At 63.2% G+C, this 17,014-nt stretch carries 18 protein-coding genes; 9 read left to right on the top strand and 9 right to left on the bottom strand.

Translation table 11 applies throughout. The features are described 5' to 3' along the window. Positions 1-77 precede the first annotated feature (77 nt). Positions 78-1,760, top strand: a complete 1,683-nt coding sequence (locus HNQ39_RS13915) for a sensor domain-containing diguanylate cyclase (protein ID WP_184197025.1) — start codon at positions 78-80, stop codon at positions 1,758-1,760. Here the strand turns inward: HNQ39_RS13915 and HNQ39_RS13910 are convergent. Together HNQ39_RS13910 and cysM are read right to left on the bottom strand one after the other, a co-directional pair. After that, on the bottom strand, positions 1,742-2,227 hold the full coding sequence (locus tag HNQ39_RS13910; RefSeq protein ID WP_184197022.1) for an OsmC family protein: 486 nt from the start codon (positions 2,225-2,227) through the stop codon (positions 1,742-1,744). The genes HNQ39_RS13915 and HNQ39_RS13910 overlap by 19 nt on opposite strands. After that, complete coding sequence (cysM, locus tag HNQ39_RS13905) at positions 2,224-3,162, bottom strand: cysteine synthase CysM (RefSeq protein ID WP_184197019.1); 939 nt, start codon at positions 3,160-3,162, stop codon at positions 2,224-2,226. The genes HNQ39_RS13910 and cysM overlap by 4 nt, the downstream gene beginning before the upstream one ends. Positions 3,163-3,231: 69 nt before the next feature. On the opposite strand from cysM, the gene HNQ39_RS13900 reads away from it, so the two are divergent. The 8 genes from HNQ39_RS13900 to HNQ39_RS13865 all read left to right on the top strand — a co-directional run bounded on the left by HNQ39_RS13900 (position 3,232) and on the right by HNQ39_RS13865 (position 9,985). Then, positions 3,232-4,557, top strand: coding sequence for a DUF1501 domain-containing protein (locus tag HNQ39_RS13900; protein WP_184197016.1), 1,326 nt, complete (start codon positions 3,232-3,234; stop codon positions 4,555-4,557). Then, positions 4,557-5,006 carry an MOSC domain-containing protein gene (locus tag HNQ39_RS13895; RefSeq protein ID WP_184197013.1) on the top strand — a complete coding sequence of 150 codons (450 nt, stop codon included), beginning with the start codon at positions 4,557-4,559 and terminating at the stop codon, positions 5,004-5,006. The genes HNQ39_RS13900 and HNQ39_RS13895 overlap by 1 nt, the downstream gene beginning before the upstream one ends. Continuing rightward, positions 5,003-5,410, top strand: coding sequence for an MOSC domain-containing protein (locus HNQ39_RS13890; protein WP_184197010.1), 408 nt, complete (start codon positions 5,003-5,005; stop codon positions 5,408-5,410). The genes HNQ39_RS13895 and HNQ39_RS13890 overlap by 4 nt, the downstream gene beginning before the upstream one ends. Before the next feature lie 124 nt (positions 5,411-5,534). After that, positions 5,535-6,509 (top strand): WD40 repeat domain-containing protein, encoded by a 975-nt coding sequence (locus HNQ39_RS13885; RefSeq protein WP_184197007.1) that lies wholly within the window; start codon positions 5,535-5,537, stop codon positions 6,507-6,509. After that, positions 6,506-8,671: a c-type cytochrome gene (locus tag HNQ39_RS13880; RefSeq protein ID WP_184197004.1), complete on the top strand. Its 2,166-nt coding sequence runs from the start codon at positions 6,506-6,508 to the stop codon at positions 8,669-8,671. The genes HNQ39_RS13885 and HNQ39_RS13880 overlap by 4 nt, the downstream gene beginning before the upstream one ends. A 5-nt stretch (positions 8,672-8,676) precedes the next feature. After that, positions 8,677-9,402, top strand: a complete 726-nt coding sequence (locus HNQ39_RS13875) for a VIT1/CCC1 transporter family protein (RefSeq protein WP_221289999.1) — start codon at positions 8,677-8,679, stop codon at positions 9,400-9,402. Positions 9,403-9,473: 71 nt separating this feature from the next. After that, positions 9,474-9,710, top strand: coding sequence for a hypothetical protein (locus tag HNQ39_RS13870; protein ID WP_184197001.1), 237 nt, complete (start codon positions 9,474-9,476; stop codon positions 9,708-9,710). Positions 9,711-9,763: 53 nt separating this feature from the next. Beyond that, entirely contained in the window at positions 9,764-9,985 is a 222-nt protein-coding gene (locus HNQ39_RS13865) for a hypothetical protein (protein WP_184196998.1), read from the top strand. 75 nt (positions 9,986-10,060) lie between these two features. Here the strand turns inward: HNQ39_RS13865 and HNQ39_RS13860 are convergent, their stop codons facing one another. The 7 genes from HNQ39_RS13860 to HNQ39_RS13830 all read right to left on the bottom strand — a co-directional run bounded on the left by HNQ39_RS13860 (position 10,061) and on the right by HNQ39_RS13830 (position 17,013). Continuing rightward, on the bottom strand, positions 10,061-10,258 hold the full coding sequence (locus HNQ39_RS13860) for a hypothetical protein (RefSeq protein WP_184196995.1): 198 nt from the start codon (positions 10,256-10,258) through the stop codon (positions 10,061-10,063). Positions 10,259-10,428: 170 nt separating this feature from the next. After that, positions 10,429-10,842 carry a VOC family protein gene (locus tag HNQ39_RS13855; RefSeq protein ID WP_184196992.1) on the bottom strand — a complete coding sequence of 138 codons (414 nt, stop codon included), beginning with the start codon at positions 10,840-10,842 and terminating at the stop codon, positions 10,429-10,431. Positions 10,843-10,854: 12 nt separating this feature from the next. Beyond that, on the bottom strand, positions 10,855-11,337 hold the full coding sequence (locus HNQ39_RS13850; RefSeq protein WP_184196989.1) for a hypothetical protein: 483 nt from the start codon (positions 11,335-11,337) through the stop codon (positions 10,855-10,857). Next, complete coding sequence (gene ygfZ, locus HNQ39_RS13845) at positions 11,334-12,236, bottom strand: CAF17-like 4Fe-4S cluster assembly/insertion protein YgfZ (protein WP_184196985.1); 903 nt, start codon at positions 12,234-12,236, stop codon at positions 11,334-11,336. The genes HNQ39_RS13850 and ygfZ overlap by 4 nt, the downstream gene beginning before the upstream one ends. After that, on the bottom strand, positions 12,233-13,036 hold the full coding sequence (locus HNQ39_RS13840) for an NlpC/P60 family protein (RefSeq protein ID WP_184196982.1): 804 nt from the start codon (positions 13,034-13,036) through the stop codon (positions 12,233-12,235). The genes ygfZ and HNQ39_RS13840 overlap by 4 nt, the downstream gene beginning before the upstream one ends. A gap of 45 nt (positions 13,037-13,081) precedes the next feature. After that, on the bottom strand, positions 13,082-14,923 hold the full coding sequence (locus HNQ39_RS13835; RefSeq protein WP_221289997.1) for a prolyl oligopeptidase family serine peptidase: 1,842 nt from the start codon (positions 14,921-14,923) through the stop codon (positions 13,082-13,084). A gap of 161 nt (positions 14,924-15,084) precedes the next feature. Next, on the bottom strand, positions 15,085-17,013 hold the full coding sequence (locus tag HNQ39_RS13830) for a protein-disulfide reductase DsbD family protein (RefSeq protein WP_184196979.1): 1,929 nt from the start codon (positions 17,011-17,013) through the stop codon (positions 15,085-15,087). Position 17,014: the final 1 nt, after the last annotated feature.

Here is a 17,014-nt window from a genome sequence, read left to right as displayed (position 1 = left end):
CCGAGAAAGAAATTAGTGATTTTTACGGGGAAACCGGGCATAACTCTCTTAGAGTGTCTCTACCCCCGCACAATCCTATGCTCCCTGCCCGTGCGATGGTCGATGGGATGTCCCACCTTGTCGGTCTTCTCTCCCCGGAGGGCTATATTCTAGATGCCAACACCGCCGCGCTGGCATTCTGTGGCCTCACGCCTGCGCAAGCAATTGGCACGCTTCTCTGGGAGCTCCCGATCTGGCTTCCGCAAGAGCGCACGCCGATCAAACGGCTCTTTCGGCAGGTGGTCAGCAAGAAGCAGTCACGCCACCAAGAGCTAGAGGTCCGCCGTGGTGATGGGAAACATGTCTTTATTGATCTGACACTCAATGTCCTGCGTGATGACTCGGGCGCGGTACGGGGTGTGGTCGGTGAGGCCTACGATATTACCGAGCAGCGGCGGCTCGCACACGAGGCGCAGGAAGCGAACCGTCGCCTCGCTGAGGCCCAGTGTGTCGCGCAGATCGGCTCCTGGGAGTTTGAGCTCGCCACCGGCAAGATCACCTGGTCTGACCAGACCTTTCGGCTCTTTGGCTTCGACCCTGCCGCGGGACCTCCGGACTACGCAGCGCATCTAGCCCGCCACCACCCCGACGACCAGCCGCTCTTGGCTGCGGCAGTGCAGCGTGCCATGGTCGAGGGCATCCCCTATGATCTCTCCCTACGCGTGGTCCTTGACGATGGCAGGCAACGCTGGGTGCACTGCCTCGGGCGAGCGGTTCGGGATAAGACAGGAGCCATTATCAATCTGGTGGGCACCTCACAAGACATCACGGCCTGGAAGGCTACCGAGCAAGAGCAGCTCCGTCGCGAGCGGGTCCTCACGGAGGTGCTCGATGTCATGCCGCACCTGGCGATCCTGGTCGATGCCGATGGTTTTGCACACTACTACAACGGCCATTTTTTCAGCTTCACCGGGCTCGACCCCGCCACTCCCACCGCAGAGATTCACTGGCGGCAGCTGGTACACCCCGACGATATTCCGATCTATGAGTGTGCTGTTGACTCCCTCGCCGAGTGTACCGAGCCCTACGAGTGCGAGCTAAGGATTCGTCGTAAAGACGGAGCACTTCGCTGGCACCTCATGCGAACCGTCCCCATTTTCGGCGGGGAAAAAGAAGTCCAACGCTTTGTTGTCACTGGCACCGATATCTCCACACACCGCGCCCAGGAAGAGGCGCTTCACCACACCAACTCGCGGCTGGAGGTGCAGGCTACAGTCGATGCCCTCACCGGGGTATTCAACCGCTACGTGCTTGAAGAGTGCCTGCCAGATGCCTGGGAGAGAGCGCAAAAGGAAGGCAAGGCTCTCTCTGTCGTCTTACTGGATGTGGATCACTTCAAGTCCTACAACGATACCTTTGGTCATGTCTGTGGCGACCAGGTTCTCCGACAGCTAGGCACCCTCCTACGTTCCACGATTCGCACGGACGATACCGTGATTCGCTATGGAGGGGAAGAGTTTATGATCGTCCTCCCCCACACCGACTCTGCCTCTGCCCAGCGCTGGGCAGAGCGTGTCCGTAGCCAGATCGAGAGCCGGGTCTGGCCCAAGCGAGCGATCACCGCCAGCCTGGGAATCGCCACGTGGAGCGGCACCTCCTCTCCCTCGGGCGACACTACCGAGGGCCTGAGCGGGCTCATCGCCCTCACCGACTCCGCTCTCTACCAGGCCAAGGTACACCGCAACAGCGTGGCGGTCGCGCACTACGGTGCGGGAGGCTGAACCTCGGTCAACACTGTGATCTCCGGCCTGAGCGTATCCGCAACCGAGCAGTAGCGGCGCACCGCGAGCTCAGCGGCCCGCTCCAGTGCGGCGGGATCGACCGGCCCTGCGGCGATAAACTTCAGCGTAATCTGGGTGTAGGGTGCGGGAGTTGTCTCGGGGCGCTCCCCCTCCGCCTCGATCCAGAGCCCCCGGACATCCTGGCGCTGCCGGGCCAGGATCAGCCCTAAATCCAGCGCGCTACAGCCCGCCAGAGAGATCAGCAGCAGCGCCATCGGGCGAAACCCGGGGCCGGTGTTCTCCCGCGCGGGAAGCGTCTCCGGGAAGACTGTCGGATCGGGGAGGCGCTCGCGGATCTGCTGCTCCAGCTCCGCCGAGCCCGCGAGGCGCATCGTATTGCCCAGCGCATCTTTGGCGTCGTAGGCGCACGGCCCCACCCGCTCGATCGTGATCTTGACGGTACTCATGCAACAATCTCCAGCTCTCCCAGCTCGGGGTGGCCATCGGCAAACAGGTCCGACGAGAGATACCGGTCGCCGCGGTCACAGAGAATGGTGACGATCAGGCCGCTCTTTCCCTCGCTTGCCAGCTCGCCGGCCACTTGCTGCGCCGCCCAGAGCGCCCCCGCCGCCGAAACTCCCGTGAAGGTTCCCGTGGTCGCGGCGAGCGTGCGTGCCGTGGACTCCGCCACACCCTGCTCGATATCGATCACCCGGTCCACCCGCTCCCGCTCAAAGATCTTGGGCAGGTACTCGGGAGCCCAGCGCCGAATCCCTGGAATCCGCGAGCCGGGAGTGGGCTGGCAGCCGACAATCTGAACCTCGGGGTTCTGCTCCTTGAGGTAGCGCGAGACTCCCATGATGGTGCCCGTGGTCCCCATCGCCGAGACAAAGTGGGTGATCTGGTGCTCCGTGTCGTGCCAGATCTCCGGGCCGGTGGTCTCGTAGTGGGCGCGCCAGTTATCGGGGTTGGCGAACTGGTTGAGCATGAGGTAGGTTCCCGGGTTGGCCGCGAGCCGGGCGTGCGCAAAGTCAATGGTCGCCTCCATCCCCCCCGCCGCGGGGGTGAGAACCACCTTGGCCCCAAAGGCCCGCATGGTCTGGACACGCTCCGCGGTGCTGTTGGCGGGCATGACCAGCTCTAGCTTGTAGCCTCGCGCCGCTGCGATCATCGCCAGCGCGATCCCCGTGTTGCCGCTGGTCGGCTCGATCAGCGTGATACCGGGTTTTAGCTCCCTCCGCTCCTCCGCGCGCCGGATCATCGACCAGGCGGGCCGGTCTTTGACACTCCCACCAGGGTTGTTTCCCTCCATCTTCCCTAGAATGGGGACAGCGGGGCTCGGTGAGGGCAGTAGGACCAGAGGCGTTGCGCCAATGCGGTCGGTGAGAGTGGAAAGCTTCATACCTTGATTGTACCTACCGATTAATGTTACAATGACCAATCGAACCAGAGTAGAGGAATTTAGGACGCCATGACGGAAGAAACCGACCCAAACGCTTGTACGGAGTACAATGCACTCTCTCGACGAAACTTTTTAAGCACGGGCCTCAAGGCAGGGGCACTTCTCGGGCTAAGCATGACCGACCTCTTTGAGGCAGAAGAGGCACAGGCAGCGGGCCTGCAAGGCGCGACCGCACAGTCCGCAGTCGTGATCTGGCTGGGGGGCGGCGCGAGCCACCTCGATACCTTCGACCTCAAGCCCGATGCCCCCGCGGAGATTCGCGGGCAGTTCAACCCGATCAACACCAAGGCCGATGGCATGCAGATCTCGGAGCACCTGCCGCTCCTGGCACAGCAGGCCGATAAGTTCTCCCTGATCCGCTCCATGACCACGGGCGAGGCGGCCCACGAGCGCGGCACGCACTACATGCTCACCGGCTTCCAGCCCCTGCCCGGCTTTGGGGTTCCCAGCTTCGGCTCGGTGGCGGCCAAGTTCCTCCCGCCCAAGTCCGCTCTCCCCCCCTACATCGCGGTTCCCGGACAGATTCAGTACGGCGGTGCTGGCTTCCTCGGTGCAGCGCTCGACCCGTTCGCTCCGGGCGGCGATCCCAGCAACGGCGGCTTCAAGGTGCGCGACCTGGACCTGCCCAGTGGGATGACCCTGGAGCGCATGGACCGTCGCAAGACCCTGCGCGAGGCCGTGGACTCCGCTTTCTCCCGCTTTGAGAAGGGCTCCGACCGCGCCAAGGCAGTCAACTCGTTCTACAACCGCGCCTACGGCCTGCTCAGCTCCGCCGAGGCACGCGCGTCGTTTGACGTGAGCAAAGAGCCCGCCAAGGTGCGCGATGCCTACGGCCGAACCCAGCTCGGGCAGAGCCTCTTGCTCGCGCGACGCTTGGTGGAGGGCGGCGTGCGCTTCGTGACGGTCTCGTCGGGGGGCTGGGACACGCACAACAACGCCTTCAACAACCTCTCGCGCAACCTCTTGCCGACATTTGACAAGGGGGTCGCGGCCTTTATCGACGATCTCCAGCAGCGGGGCCTCCTCAAGACGACCATGGTCATTGTCATGAGCGAGTTTGGCCGCACCCCGATCGTCAACCGCGATGGTGGCCGTGACCACCACGCGCGCTGCTTCTCCGTGCTCGTGGCGGGCGGCGGTGTCAAGGGTGGCGTGGTCGTGGGATCGTCGGACACCAAGGGCTTCGAGCCTGCCGAGCGCCCGGTCAAGCCGGAAGACCTCGCCGCCACCATCTACCAGTGCCTCGGGATCGACTACACCCAGTCCATCACGTCCCCGGAAGGCGTCCGCATCACCCTCTCCCGCGGCGGTCGGCATATCGGCGAGCTGGTCTAGTGCCAGCCACCCTCGTGGCAATCCACCTGGCCCGGCACGCCGCCGGGCCAATGGAGTCCGTCCCCGCGGCAATCCTCCACGCTGGATTTGGCCTCGTGGGGGATCGCTACGAAGAAGGGAAGGGAACCTTCGCACCGCGCCCCTTTGATCGTGAACTAACCCTCATTGAGTCGGAGGTTCTCGCGGAGGTGGAGCTGGCTCCTGGCGAGTCTCGGCGCAACCTCACGACCCAAGGAATTCGCCTCAACGCGCTCGTGGGCAAGCGTTTCCGCATCGGCATCACGCACTGCGAAGGCATCCGCCTCTGTGAACCCTGTGTACACTTGGAGCGTCTGACCAATCGAGCCGGCCTGGTGCAACAACTAGTCGGACGCGGGGGGCTCCGCGCCAAGATTATCGAGGGGGGGCTGATTGAGCTTGGAGACTCTCTCCAGTTAGAAGAGCTATGATACGAACCATACATGTCGCCGCAACGTCCTGGGCTCCGATGGAGTCCGTCACATCGGCGCGGCTTCTCAAAGACAGCGGCATTGCCGGAGACCGCGAGACCGAGAACATCACGCTGATCGAGGCGGAGGTGGTCGATACCGAGGGCTTCGCTCCGGGCGAGTCGCGGCGCAATATCACGGTGACGGGAGTGGCGCTCAACCCGCTGGTGGGCAAGCGCTTTCGTGTGGGCGGCGTCCTCTGTGAGGGCACTGAGCTCTGCCAGCCCTGCGCAAAGCTAGAAGCGCACACCCAGCGTCCCGGCCTTGCTCGGCGGCTGGTCAATCAAGCGGGGATTCGAGCAAGGGTGCTGGAGGAAGGCGAAATTCATGTGGGTGACACGATCACAGAAGAAACCGGCGAGTAAAGGCAAAAGCCCGGTAAAATCCCCCCAAAAAACTCCCCCCCTTCGCGGAGCCGGAGGGGGTGGCGAGCCCCAGCGAGCCGGGGGAGGCCTCCCGATCGCCACGAAGCTCCCGCCGTGCTGGGCCGTGGCCTTCTCCCCGAACGGAGCACGCCTCGCGGTGGGAACCTACCGGCGCGTGCTGGTCTACGACGTCGCCAGCGGCAACAAGCTCTCGGACTGGGTGGTCTCCTCCGATGCGATTCGCTCCCTCGCCTTCTCCCCCGATGGGGCGGTGCTCGCGGCAGGCACGGGCGTCCCAGGTCTGAGCGGCGTGGTCTTGCTCCTGAATGCCAGCACGGGCCAGGTCATCAAGTCCCTCAAGCCGCACTACGACACGGTCGAGTCCGTGGCGTTTCTGGGGGCGCAGATTCTCTCCGCCGCCAACGATGAGAAGGTCTGTGTGACCGATGCCATGACGGGCCAGACAATCGGGACCCTCTCCGAGCATGTGGGGCGTTGCTTAGCCGTGACGGTACCGGCGCGGGCGAGCCAGCAAGACGGTGGTGCGCTCTTTGCCACGGGCGGTGCCGACAAGATGTTCAAGGTCTGGGACGCCGACAAGCGGCGGGTGGTGGTGAACTTCGACCAGTGTGGTAGCGTGGTCTGGTGTGTCGCCGCACTCCCCCAACCGGGGCGCTTTCTAGTAGGGAGCGGCGATGGTGCCCTCCGGGTCTTTGGGGTCCGCAGCGATGGCAAGGCGCGCGATCCCAAGGAGCCCGACCCGCGTACGGGGTTTGTCGGCCAGACCTTTGGCGGTGCCCACCCCGACGGTGTCTACGCGGTCGCGGTGGCCCCCAATGGCCAGACGGTCGCCTCCGGTGGCGCGGACAAGAAGGTCAAGGTCTGGAACCTGGGGCGCAACCGCATGGAGAAAGAGTTCACCGAGGCAACCGCAGACATCTGGAGCCTCGCGATCTCCCCCAATAGCCAGCTGGTCGCCGCCGCCTCCCTCGATGGCTATGTCCGCCTCTACGATGTGACTCAAAATAAGCTGGTGCGCGAGTTCCCTCCCCCCCCGACCGCACCCGCAACCCCAGGAACACCAGGAACTCCGCAATGAAACGCACTTCAGGATTGATTCTTGCCCTCACCGCCGCCCTCGCCCCGATGGCGCTGGCACAGAACCCACGCATCGCCGCGCTCTACCCCGCCGGAGCACAGGCGGGAAAGACCGTCGAGATTGCCATCCGCGGCGGTGGGCTCGCGGGAGCCAAGCGAGTCGTGGTCAATGGGGCAGCCGGTGTCAAGGCGGAGCTCATGGGCAGTGGGGCAGCGGTCGATGACACGATCCGTCCCCTCTTCAATGCCAAGTGTGTCACCTGCCACGAGGCGCGCTCCCCCGACAACCGGACCATGTCCCCCGAGCAGTGGGCCGCGACCGTGGACCGGATGATCACCGCGCGTGGTGCCGATATCAAGAAAGACGACCGCGATAAAGTGGTGAGCTGGCTCCAGGCACGGGCGCGTGCGGGGCAAGTGACCGCCAAGCTAACAGTCGCAGCCGATGCTCCTCCCGGCCTGCGTGAGGTGCGCCTCATCACCGAGCAGGGAGTCTCCAGCCCGTTTTTATTTGAGGTAAGCGGCCTCCCCGAGCAGCTCGCTCTCCCCAATGCGAGCCTGAACGTGACCCTCCCCGCGGTGATCAACGGGGCTCTCACCCAGTCGGCACAGCGGGATCGCTTTGTCTTCTCCGCGAAAAAAGGCGAGGGGCTGACGTTTAACCTCAAGGCCTACCGGATCAACGAGCAGTGCCCCATGTTCTTCAACCCCGTGCTCTACCTCTACGATAGCAAGGGAAAAGAGCTGACCAAGAGCCTGGGCAAGCTGGAGATCGACCCGATTGTCGAGTGGATCTGCCCCGCCGACGGCGAGTACACGCTCCTGGTGCGCGACCTGCTCTGGAAGGGAAACCCCGCCTCGATCTACCGCCTGGCCATGGGCAATCTCCCGACGGACACGACCCTACCCAACCTCGTGGCGCGCCCGGGGAGCAATATCTCCGCCCTGATGGGCAATGTTCCGGTCGAGGCCCGGGTCGCACGCGATGCCGCGGGGGTGACCATGGTCCCCACCATGCTCGGTGACACCCCCGTTCTGGTCCGCGACTTGCCCGACGGTGGTGGTCCTGTGGATGCCGTCGAGCTTGCGACCGCAGTTAGCCTCCCCGCGATGTTCTCGGGGCGCTTGACGGGTGAGAACCAGGTGGACCGCTTCCGGGTCCGGGCCCTCAAGCCAGGTATGGGACTCGAGCTCTACACCAAGCGCCTGGGCTCTCCCCTACGGCCCCGTGTGACCATCAAAGATGCAAAAGACGCTGTGGTGCAGACACGGGTGATGGACGGCGACGACGAGCTGCGGATGCCGGGCTGCTTTCCCAAGGAGGGAGAGTACGTGGTCGAGGTGCGCGATTCCGCCGCAACCACCGGTGCCTACTGCTGGGAGACAATCGGGGCCGGCATCCCGGACTTCTCCCTGACTGTCACCCCAGACGGTGCCAACCTCGCTCCGGGCCGCCGCGCCGCCCTCTTGGTGCGTGCCACGCGGCGTGAGGCGCTCCAGGAGCCCATTGTCCTGACCCTCAAGGGCCTCCCTGAGGGGGTCAAGGCAGAGGTGGGGGTTATCCCGCCCGACGACGACAAAGCGCTGATCCTGATCACCGTGGACGATAAAGCGGCGCTGGGTGGGGGGACGATCACCGTAGAGGGGACGACCCAGCTCACGGATAGCCAGGGGAATGTCAAGACACTGAAGCGCCAGGCTCGCCCCATCGAGCTCTACCGCACCCAGAACAACAATGTCCGCCCGATCGAGCGAAGTGCCGCCTTTATCGGAGTCGCCCGAGAGGAGCCTCCTTTTGGCCTCTCCGTTCTGGGGGTAGAGAGCCTCGATCTTGGCCCCGGCAAGACCGCGACCGTCACGATCAAGATCTCCCGCCCTACCAATGGCCGCAGCGATGTGGTAATCTCTCCTCTGGGCCTCCCGCCCGGAATCACCATCAACCAGGGGGCGATCTATGTTCCGGGCAACAAGGACGAGGTCAGCTTTACCCTGCGCGGAACCGATGGCTCACGGTACCTCGGGACCCGCGACCCTAAGCTCCCTCCCTTGAAGCTGGTGTTCGTGGGCACGACCGGTGGCCGCAACGCCGATGCTCCCACCGATAGCACGGCCCCTATCACCATCACCGCACCCCGTGAGGGCGGAATCAAGATCGGACGCTAGCACGCTTGGACACCCATCTCCACCACACCTCTCCCCCGCACCACGACCACCATCATGAGGCACACTTCCAGTCCTCGGAGAGTGTGCGGGATGTGGTCATTGGGATGGCAGATGGGCTCACTGTCCCCTTTGCCCTCGCCGCAGGCCTCTCAGGCGCGATCCTGGGCACCAATATCGTGGTCACCGCGGGGCTGGCGGAGATCGCCGCGGGCTCGATTGCCATGGGGCTCGGGGGCTATCTGGCCGCCCGTAGCGAGGCGGAGCACTACCAGAGCGAAAAAAAGCGTGAGGCCTGGGAAGTGGTCCACAAGCCCGAGGCAGAGGCCGCAGAGATCCGTGAGGTCTTCGAGGGCTACGGCCTCACTGAGGCGGAGATCACCCCCATTATCGCCGCCCTGGAGCGCAATCCTGAGGCCTATGTCCAGTTCATGATGCGCTTCGAGCTGGGCCTCGAGGAGCCCGACCCCAAGCGTGCCCTCCAGAGCGCAGTCACAATCGGGGTTTCCTATATTGTGGGCGGCCTGATTCCCTTAGCGCCCTACATCTTCCTGAAAGAGCACGCCGCCGCCTTTCGCCTCTCGTGCCTCGTGACCCTTGCCGCACTGTGTGTGTTTGGCTATGTCAAGGGCCGCTTCACGGGCACCAGTCCCTGGAGAAGTGCACTAGAGACAGCAGGAATTGGGGGCCTCGCCGCGGGAGTCGCCTACGCTCTCGCGAAGGCCTTTGGATAGTTTAAAAAAATTTGAGGAAAACCACGATGTTTTCCCCCAGGTTTGTTACAATACAAGCAGAGGTATGTGTCATGGACGAACAATTTATCTGCCCCTTTCCGTGGAAGTGGTCCTCCATCTACGAGAAGCTACATCGCGAGTGGAGTGAGCGCGCGGACGAGGAGATTCCCGAGCCTCCCCACCTGCTCCCTGCCATCACCAACGATGCCCATCGGCAGGAGCGCTGGCAAGAGACCGTCGAGTGGGCCACGACCCACGGGTTTGAGATTCCCCCCATCGCTGAGGATGAAAAGTACTTCAAGATGTAGAGCAACGACGAACCGTTGCAAAACACCAGGAAATCCGGTAAAGTCATACCATAATGATTGAACTATTTTTCACAAAGCTTCCCTGGCAGCTGCGTGCCCTTGCCGGCTGGCTCAGCATGCTCGCAGGTATTCTGCTTCTCTTCACCATCGGTAAGCAAGACTTTGTCGCGGCCCATCCGGTGGAGCAGCAGCTCCTGACCTTCGCCGGCTGGGGAATGGCGTTCTGGGGACCCGTTCTCCTCTTCACTCTGGAAGGCCAGCGAATCGACGACTAACAAGTCAAACAAAACGAGAAACCGCAGGCGGGTGAGCTACCCGCCTGCGGTTTCTTTTTGTCGTAGGTGTTGGCGCTACTTATTTTTCTTATCCCGCTGGATCTTACCCAGCCGGAGTGCTTCGGCGCGGAGCTGTGCCTGCTGCTCACGCTTGTCACGCTCGCGCCACCAGCGCTTCTCCGCCTCATCACGCTGGTCCGCACGCCACTGGTGAACACGCCGTGCCACCGGGGGCTGGAGATAGAGGACGATCAGAAAAGCGATCCCAATCATAGGGAGAGACCACTTGCCCCCAAGCTGATAGCGCAGGTACGGAGAGACCAGCAAGCAGGCAAATAGAGCCCCCACTATAATTAAGATCAGGATCCAGATAGCATCACTACTACTAGATCGACGTTTCTGACGCATCCTTGTTCGTTGATTTCCTTTAAGCTCAGTTTATCCTATAGCTCGTCGTTTTGAAAGAACTCTAGTGTCTCTCCCTCAGGCCCAAGAAAGAACCCAACACGAATAGTCTTGCCATTAACCTCCACACTTTTTGGCTCAATGGTAATCGGACAGCCCAATAAACGTACTTTTTCTATATCAGAATCGACATCTATGGAGCGCAGAGCGAGGTGAAAAAACTGGTTTCCTCCCACAATCTCAGTTCCCTCTGGGCAGGCAAAGAGCTCCAGGTAGTTTCCATCCCCCAGGTCGAGCAGAGCGATTCGCTTCTCCCCCTCCCCCCAGGAGTGGGCAACAGGAAAGCCAAGCCCCTCTGTGTAGAAGGCAAGAGAGGCGTCAAAGTTCACGGCACGGAGTGCCATGTGATGAAATCCACACTGGCTAAAGCGGGTGTTGGTTGAGGTACGCATGTCAAAAACTTCCTATTCTATGGTTTCTAGGTGCACCAGGGTCTGCTGGTTGCGGATGGGTTTAAACAGATCGGTCGGCAAGACAAAGGGAACCGTCGCGCCCCCCGGCCAAGCGATGGTCTGACGAATCCCACGGTCGCGGATGCGTGCGCCGTCCTTGGTCTCGCGGATCTGGACCACAAAGACAAGGCGGCCGTTCAGGGGCTTTCCCGGAGAGACGGTCGCGGTGGCACAGAGGAGCCCGGCATCGCCCCACTGGAGGTTGCTGAGCTTGATGCGCTTGAGGTCCTCCCGAGTCAGCAGGGGCGCACGCGGATCGACCACAAACGGTGCCTCCCAGCGCCCCCCACGCTCGATCTCAACGACGCCGCGGACGAGGTGCCGCCGGACATGGCTCTCGCCGATCTGCTGGTACTCCCAGGCATTGACTGCCCAGAAAATCCCCCCCAGAACCAGAACTGCCGCTACGGCTATCCAGAGAACGGGACGTTTCATACCACGACTCCCATGCCACTCTCGCCCACCGCAACCTGTGTTCCAGGCGCGGCAAACTCATTGCGTAGGTACCCCAGAGCCCGCGGCTCCCCCAAGGTCGGTCCCGGTGCCACGGACGTCAGCCAGCCCACCTCTTTACCGTCGGTATAGAGCTTGGTTCCTGGTGCCACAAGAGCGTCGAGGGTCAGCCGGACAAAGCCGCGGTTGGTGTGGCCCCGCGCATCGATGCGTGCCACCACTTCCTGCCCGATATAGCAGCCCTTCTTGTAGTGAATCGCCCGGCTTGCCTGCCCAGTCTCCGGCGCGAGGGTCTTCTCATCGAAGTCCACGCGCCCCTTGGGAATCCCCGCCTCGATCCGTAGCCCTTCAAAAACCGCGCTGTCTAAGAGCTCCCCTGCACTATCGTGCACAATCGCCATTGTCTCCGCACTGGCATAGATCATAAAGCCCGTACCGGCAATCCAGTGCGTACGCACCACAATGACTTGCTGCCCGACGAAGCTCTGCGTGACATTACTCCCCTCACCAGGCTCAGGGAGAAGCTGTAGCCCACGAAGAATCTCCTCGGCTTCCTCGCCTCCCACAAACGTGGAGAGAATTCCGGTCAGAGGCGTAATCTTGACGCGCTCCATGACCAGGTGGTGGTCTAGCGACTCTGCCAGAGGCGTACCCCAGCCGGGCTCGGTGTCGATGAGCAGGCTGTCCTCAAGGCAGGCGACCCGGCAGTCGGCGAGGATCTGGCCCTTGCTGGTGAGATGGAAGGCGTAGCACCCCTGTCCCGGGGTCAGGGAGGCGATCTCGTTGGTGACCATACCCTGCAAGAAGCTCTGGCGGTCGCGGCCGGTCAGGCGCAGGAGGTCGCGCTCCAGGGGGAGATAAAAGCACTCGGGGAGGGTCATCGGGTCTCGGCCTCAAAACGGATCACGGGGTCGCTCGCTCGCTGCGGGTTGAGCCGCCGGGCATCGACATAGCTGGGAGAGTAGCGCGTGTCGCCCCACTCGGTAAGAATCGTCCCGGCTCCCCCCGCGGCATGAATAAACGTCTTTCCTGCAAGGTGCAGCCCCACGTGGGTGATCTTCTCGGGCTTGCCAAAAAAGACCAAGTCCCCCGGTTCGAGGGCGTCCTGCGCCACGGGAATAAACCGGGGATCGTCGCGCTGGATATCGGCATCCCGGCGCAGGGTGATTCCCGCCAGCCGGTAGCAGAGCTGCGCCAGCCCGGAGCAGTCGAGGCCAAACGCCGACGATCCCCCCCAGAGATAGGGGGTCCCGAGAAACTCGGTGGCCCAGACCTCGGGGGATTTCTTGGGTAGCGGTGCCAGCGCCGCCACGGGGAGCCAGCCCGACGCGCCGCCGGGCAGGGTGACGGGGCACCAGTCCCCCACGGGCGGGTGCGCCGTAAGCGTGCTCAGAATCGAGAGCCGCGCCACGAGGGGAGCATCGGCACGCGCCTCGGCACGGACATCGGCGAAGGGCACGGAGACAGTCGCCTCCGGTGCCACCTCATCCACCAAGAAGCGTGTCTCCGCCCAGCCCCGGTAGGTATCGTCGCCCTGGACCCGCACCCACTCGCCATCATCGGAGGTCTCCAGCACGCTGACCGTGCTTCCCAGTAGGACCTGCGAGACGCGGTCGTTCTCCCGCCGCCGGGTCTCTTGCCACAGATGACAGACCGGCTGCGCCACTTGTTGTGTTCTCACAGGGTTATTGTACCTCCCCCTACCGACGGGGGTTAGGGAGTGGCCCTACTTCTTCCAGCTCTCGTCGAAGAAGCCCTGTGCGACCACGCTCCCATCCGCCACCCGAACGGTCGCCCAGTCGGGGAGCTTGGGGGTGTGGTGGGCGTTGGAGCCGGACATGTAGTCGTGCCAGGTAAAGCCCGAGTTGTAGACCACGTAGCGGCTCGGGTTGAGCGGGTTGGGGTAGATTCCCACGGGTGCAGTCTCCGGGGTCCAGCCGAGGGGCACCTTGGCCGAGATGCGCCCGATCACGCTATTGGATGCCGGGTCACCCCAGAGCACCAGGTTGGCGTTGCGGATCTGCTCTGCCGTCAGCTTATCGTCGTCGACCACCACGACCTCGCCGCGGAAGAAGGTCTTCCAGTCGTCGATTGCCTGCTCCATAGCCTTCTTCGCCCACGCCCCTTGCTCAGGGGTCTTGGGAATCCCGGTCGGGCGCACAAAGACAAAGCGGTTCATAAAGGCATCGTCGATGGGGCCTTGCAGACCAGGCTTCTTGCGAAGCTCTTTCCCACGGGGCTCACCAGCGCGCCAGGTCTTCCCATCTTTGTCCTTATAAAAAACCGCCCCCGCGAGCTGCTGGCCATCCAGGTTGACACTCTTGAAGCTCCGCGCCAGCTGGAGGGCGGTCACCCCGCTGGTCTTGATCGTCACGCTCTTGCCATCGGCGCTCTGCTCGGCCTCGGCGCGGGCGCGCTCCCAGTGCTTGGCCAGCCCCGTAATCTGCAGCCAGTTCGACTTGGCGTAGCGCAGGCTCCAGGTGGTCAGGCGTACCTTCTGGGGGTTCTTGTCGCGGCCCCGCGCGGCGTACTTATCCAGCTCCGCATTGATGAGCGGCTTGCTGTCTTTATGGTAGGAGTGGCCCGTCTTTGGCCCGATAATATGGGTCATGGGCAGCCCCTCTGCCTTCAGTGCCGCCTCCATGTCATCGGCCGCCAGCTTCTGGCCGTCGATCTCGCCTGAGTAGACCACCAGCGGACACTGCGCCAGATTCACCGCCCAGTCCACCGGGTCGTAGAGGCGCAGGAGCTTGCGCTGCCAGCCTGGAATCTCGCTCTCTTTCAGGTTGGAGAAGCGGATCGTGTCGGCGAAGCCCGCGCCGGGCGCGGCGGCGCACCAGTAGTCGGGGTGGTGGACCGATAGGTGCCAGGTCGCGCCCCCACCCATGGAGAAGCCACGCAGGATAATGCGGTCCTCGTCGATCTTGTACTGGCTCTGCACATGGGCGATCGCCTCAAAGACATCCACTTCTCCGGCGAGGTGGTTGGCGTTGCAGAAGCGCCCGTACGGGTGGAGCACGAGCGCGCCGGGAGGGGTGAACTCACCGGGGCTCTTGCGACGCTGCTCTAGAAACGAGAGCTCGGTCAGGTTCTCGCCGCGCCCGTGCATGAACAGGTCGAGGCGGTGCTTCTGACCGTCGAAGGCGCTGTCGGGGATCACGAGGCCGTAGGGTTGGACGGAGCCATCGAGCTTGCTGGTGTAGGCGCGCACCACAAGCCCGGTTTGTTTGGTCCACGGGGCTTGGCCGCGTGCAAGGGCATCGGCGCGGGCGGTGCCTTCGGTCAGGAGCTCCTTGGCGGTCTGAAGCTCGCGGGCATTGTAGATCGTGTTGGCCTCCAGGCTCCAGGCGACTGCTTTTCGGTAGATCTCCACATCGGGCCAGAGCGGGTGCTTCTTGAGCGCGTCGGTCTTGGCCCCCAGCGCCGCGACTCCATCGGTGAGGGCGGTCTTATCGGTGGGGCTGAGGGTCATCCCAATCGGCGGGATGATCTTTCCTGCGGGCTGGAGCGGAATCCCATTGCGCATCGTCGGCGGCTGGGCGAGAAACGAGAAAAGCGTCTTACTCATAAAGGCATTATACGGGAAACGTAGGAGCCCGGACAATGTGAAGCCCGGACAACGAGTGTCCGGGCTTGAGAGGGCGATCCACCCGCAAGCGGGTGGATCGCCCTCTTAAGCCGGAACCCTGGTGGTTCCGGCCATACTCGTTCCTTGGGTGGGACGATTGCCTAGCTGTGGCCGTTCTTGAGCCACTCGGCCATACGGGTGGGGTCTTTGGCGAGGTTGTAGTCGGTCTTGGCGATCAGCTTGCCATCGGCATCGACCACGGCGTAGAGCGGGTTGACAATCGCGTCGAAGTAGGTCATCGCGAGATCGGCGTTGCGGCTGCCCTCCTCAGGCGTCGCGTACTTGCCACCGTCGCGGTCGGTGTAGAGGCGGACTCGGATGTACTTCTCCAGCTCTGTCTTGACCGCGACTTCCGGAAAGACACGGGTCTCGACATCGCGGCAGTTGGTGCAGGTATGGCCCGTGAAGTCGATAATCACGCGCTTGCCACTTGCCTTCGCCAGCGACTTGGCCTTCTCAAAGTCCCGCTCCCACTCCAGCTCGTTCTCGCCCTTGCGTACCCCAAAGCCGGTGTGGTCGGCGGGGGGCAGGAAGCCAGAGAGAAGCGGGTGGGTCGGGCGGCCGGAGACACCGTAGACACAGTACAGGGCAGCGGCGATAAAGAGCCCCGCCCAGACCCGACGTGCGATAGTTGGCTTGTCCTGTGGGGTATTGAAGCCGACATAGAGCTTGCCCAGCAGCCAGAGTCCACAGCCTAATAACGCGAGGCCATAGAGCGCCAGGCAGAGTGGCACGGTGAGCAGGTTCCAGTTCCAGACCAGGTCGGCGTTGGAGAAGAACTTCACCGCGGCGGCGAGCTCCAAGAAGCCCATGACACCCTTGATCGTGGTGAGCCAGTCGCCGGACTTGGGGAGCTTCTTGAGCAGGCTCGGGAAGAGCGCCAGCAGGAAGAAAGGCAGTGCCAGTGCGGTGGCAAAGAGCGCCATTCCCAGCACGGCCAGCATGGGCTCGCCCCCCTTGGCCGCCAGCACCATGACCGTCCCGACAAAGGGAGCGGCGCAGGTGAAGCTGGCGATCACAAAAGTCAGCCCCAGCAGAAACACGCCGAGATAACCGCCGGTCTTGCGGCCCGCACCGGTGAGCTGCTGGACACTGCTGGGCAGCTTGAGCTCAAAGACCTCCAAGAGCGCGAGGCCAAAGCCGATAAAGATCAGCCCAAAGCCCACATTGACAATCGGATTGGCCGCAAAGCGGGTCGCGCCCGCCGCCCCGACCGTCAGCGCCGTGATCAGCCCAAAGACCACAAAGCTCACGACAATCCCCAGGCAATAGAGCACGGCCAGCCGAAAGATGGTCTTGTTCACCACCGTGGGGTCATCGTCTTTGGCGGTTGCGACCTTGGTAAAGTAGGCAAAGGTCACGGGGATCATGGGAAAGACACAGGGGGTGATGAGCGCCAGGAGCCCTGCACCAAAGGCTGTGAGGATAAAGGTCAGCAGGTTTGTCGGCGCTGCATCTGAGGGAGACTTGCTTTTTGCCTCCCCCGGCTCGCTGGGGCTCGCCACCCCCTCCGGCTTCGCGAAGGGGGGCTTGCTGAACTCGGGGCGGGCGGTGCCGGCCTCGACCGTTAGCGGAGCGAGCTTGACCTCTTCCGTGGTCGGGGGGAGGCAGCCGGTGTCGTCGCAGACCTGGTACCGGAGCGTTACCTTGAGGGGGAGGTTGCCTGCGGACGTGTCTTTGGCAAGGCTGAGGTTCTGGGAGAACGTGGCCTCGTTGGCATGTACCCCAACCGTGGCCTTGTCGGGCGCGCTATAGAACGGCTCTGGCTTGGACTCGCCGGGTTTTCCCAGCGCGGTCAGGCCCTTGCCCTCGACTTTTAGCTCGGTGGCGGTGAAGAGATCGGGGTTGGCATCGAGCGCGTAGATGTGCATCTTGGGCGCGAGCTTTGCCGTCACCAGGACCGTGATAAACTCACCGGCCCGCGCGGGGCTTGGCGCGACAGTGGCGAAGAGAGTCGGCTTTGTGGGGGTTGCGAAGGCACTGCCAACCGCAACCGCCGCGAGCACAAAGAGGGCAAGGAGGCGTCGCATG

The organism is Armatimonas rosea (assembly GCF_014202505.1).
Lineage (GTDB): Bacteria > Armatimonadota > Armatimonadia > Armatimonadales > Armatimonadaceae > Armatimonas > Armatimonas rosea.
The sequence above is the reverse complement of the archived record's forward strand: the minus strand, read 5'-3'. Positions and strand labels throughout refer to the sequence as shown.

Excerpts from the sequence above, each read along its gene's own strand:
- ygfZ (WP_184196985.1), bottom strand. The coding sequence starts at position 12,236 with ATGACCCTCCCCGAGTGCTTTTATCTCCCCCTGGAGCGCGACCTCCTG.
- HNQ39_RS13865 (WP_184196998.1), top strand. The coding sequence starts at position 9,764 with ATGATTGAACTATTTTTCACAAAGCTTCCCTGGCAGCTGCGTGCCCTT.
- HNQ39_RS13835 (WP_221289997.1), bottom strand. The coding sequence starts at position 14,923 with ATGAGTAAGACGCTTTTCTCGTTTCTCGCCCAGCCGCCGACGATGCGC.
- HNQ39_RS13855 (WP_184196992.1), bottom strand. The coding sequence starts at position 10,842 with ATGCGTACCTCAACCAACACCCGCTTTAGCCAGTGTGGATTTCATCAC.
- HNQ39_RS13915 (WP_184197025.1), top strand. The coding sequence starts at position 78 with ATGCTCCCTGCCCGTGCGATGGTCGATGGGATGTCCCACCTTGTCGGT.
- HNQ39_RS13900 (WP_184197016.1), top strand. The coding sequence starts at position 3,232 with ATGACGGAAGAAACCGACCCAAACGCTTGTACGGAGTACAATGCACTC.
- HNQ39_RS13890 (WP_184197010.1), top strand. The coding sequence starts at position 5,003 with ATGATACGAACCATACATGTCGCCGCAACGTCCTGGGCTCCGATGGAG.
- HNQ39_RS13910 (WP_184197022.1), bottom strand. The coding sequence starts at position 2,227 with ATGAGTACCGTCAAGATCACGATCGAGCGGGTGGGGCCGTGCGCCTAC.
- HNQ39_RS13880 (WP_184197004.1), top strand. The coding sequence starts at position 6,506 with ATGAAACGCACTTCAGGATTGATTCTTGCCCTCACCGCCGCCCTCGCC.
- cysM (WP_184197019.1), bottom strand. The coding sequence starts at position 3,162 with ATGAAGCTTTCCACTCTCACCGACCGCATTGGCGCAACGCCTCTGGTC.
- HNQ39_RS13850 (WP_184196989.1), bottom strand. The coding sequence starts at position 11,337 with ATGAAACGTCCCGTTCTCTGGATAGCCGTAGCGGCAGTTCTGGTTCTG.
- HNQ39_RS13870 (WP_184197001.1), top strand. The coding sequence starts at position 9,474 with ATGGACGAACAATTTATCTGCCCCTTTCCGTGGAAGTGGTCCTCCATC.
- HNQ39_RS13860 (WP_184196995.1), bottom strand. The coding sequence starts at position 10,258 with ATGATTGGGATCGCTTTTCTGATCGTCCTCTATCTCCAGCCCCCGGTG.
- HNQ39_RS13830 (WP_184196979.1), bottom strand. The coding sequence starts at position 17,013 with ATGCGACGCCTCCTTGCCCTCTTTGTGCTCGCGGCGGTTGCGGTTGGC.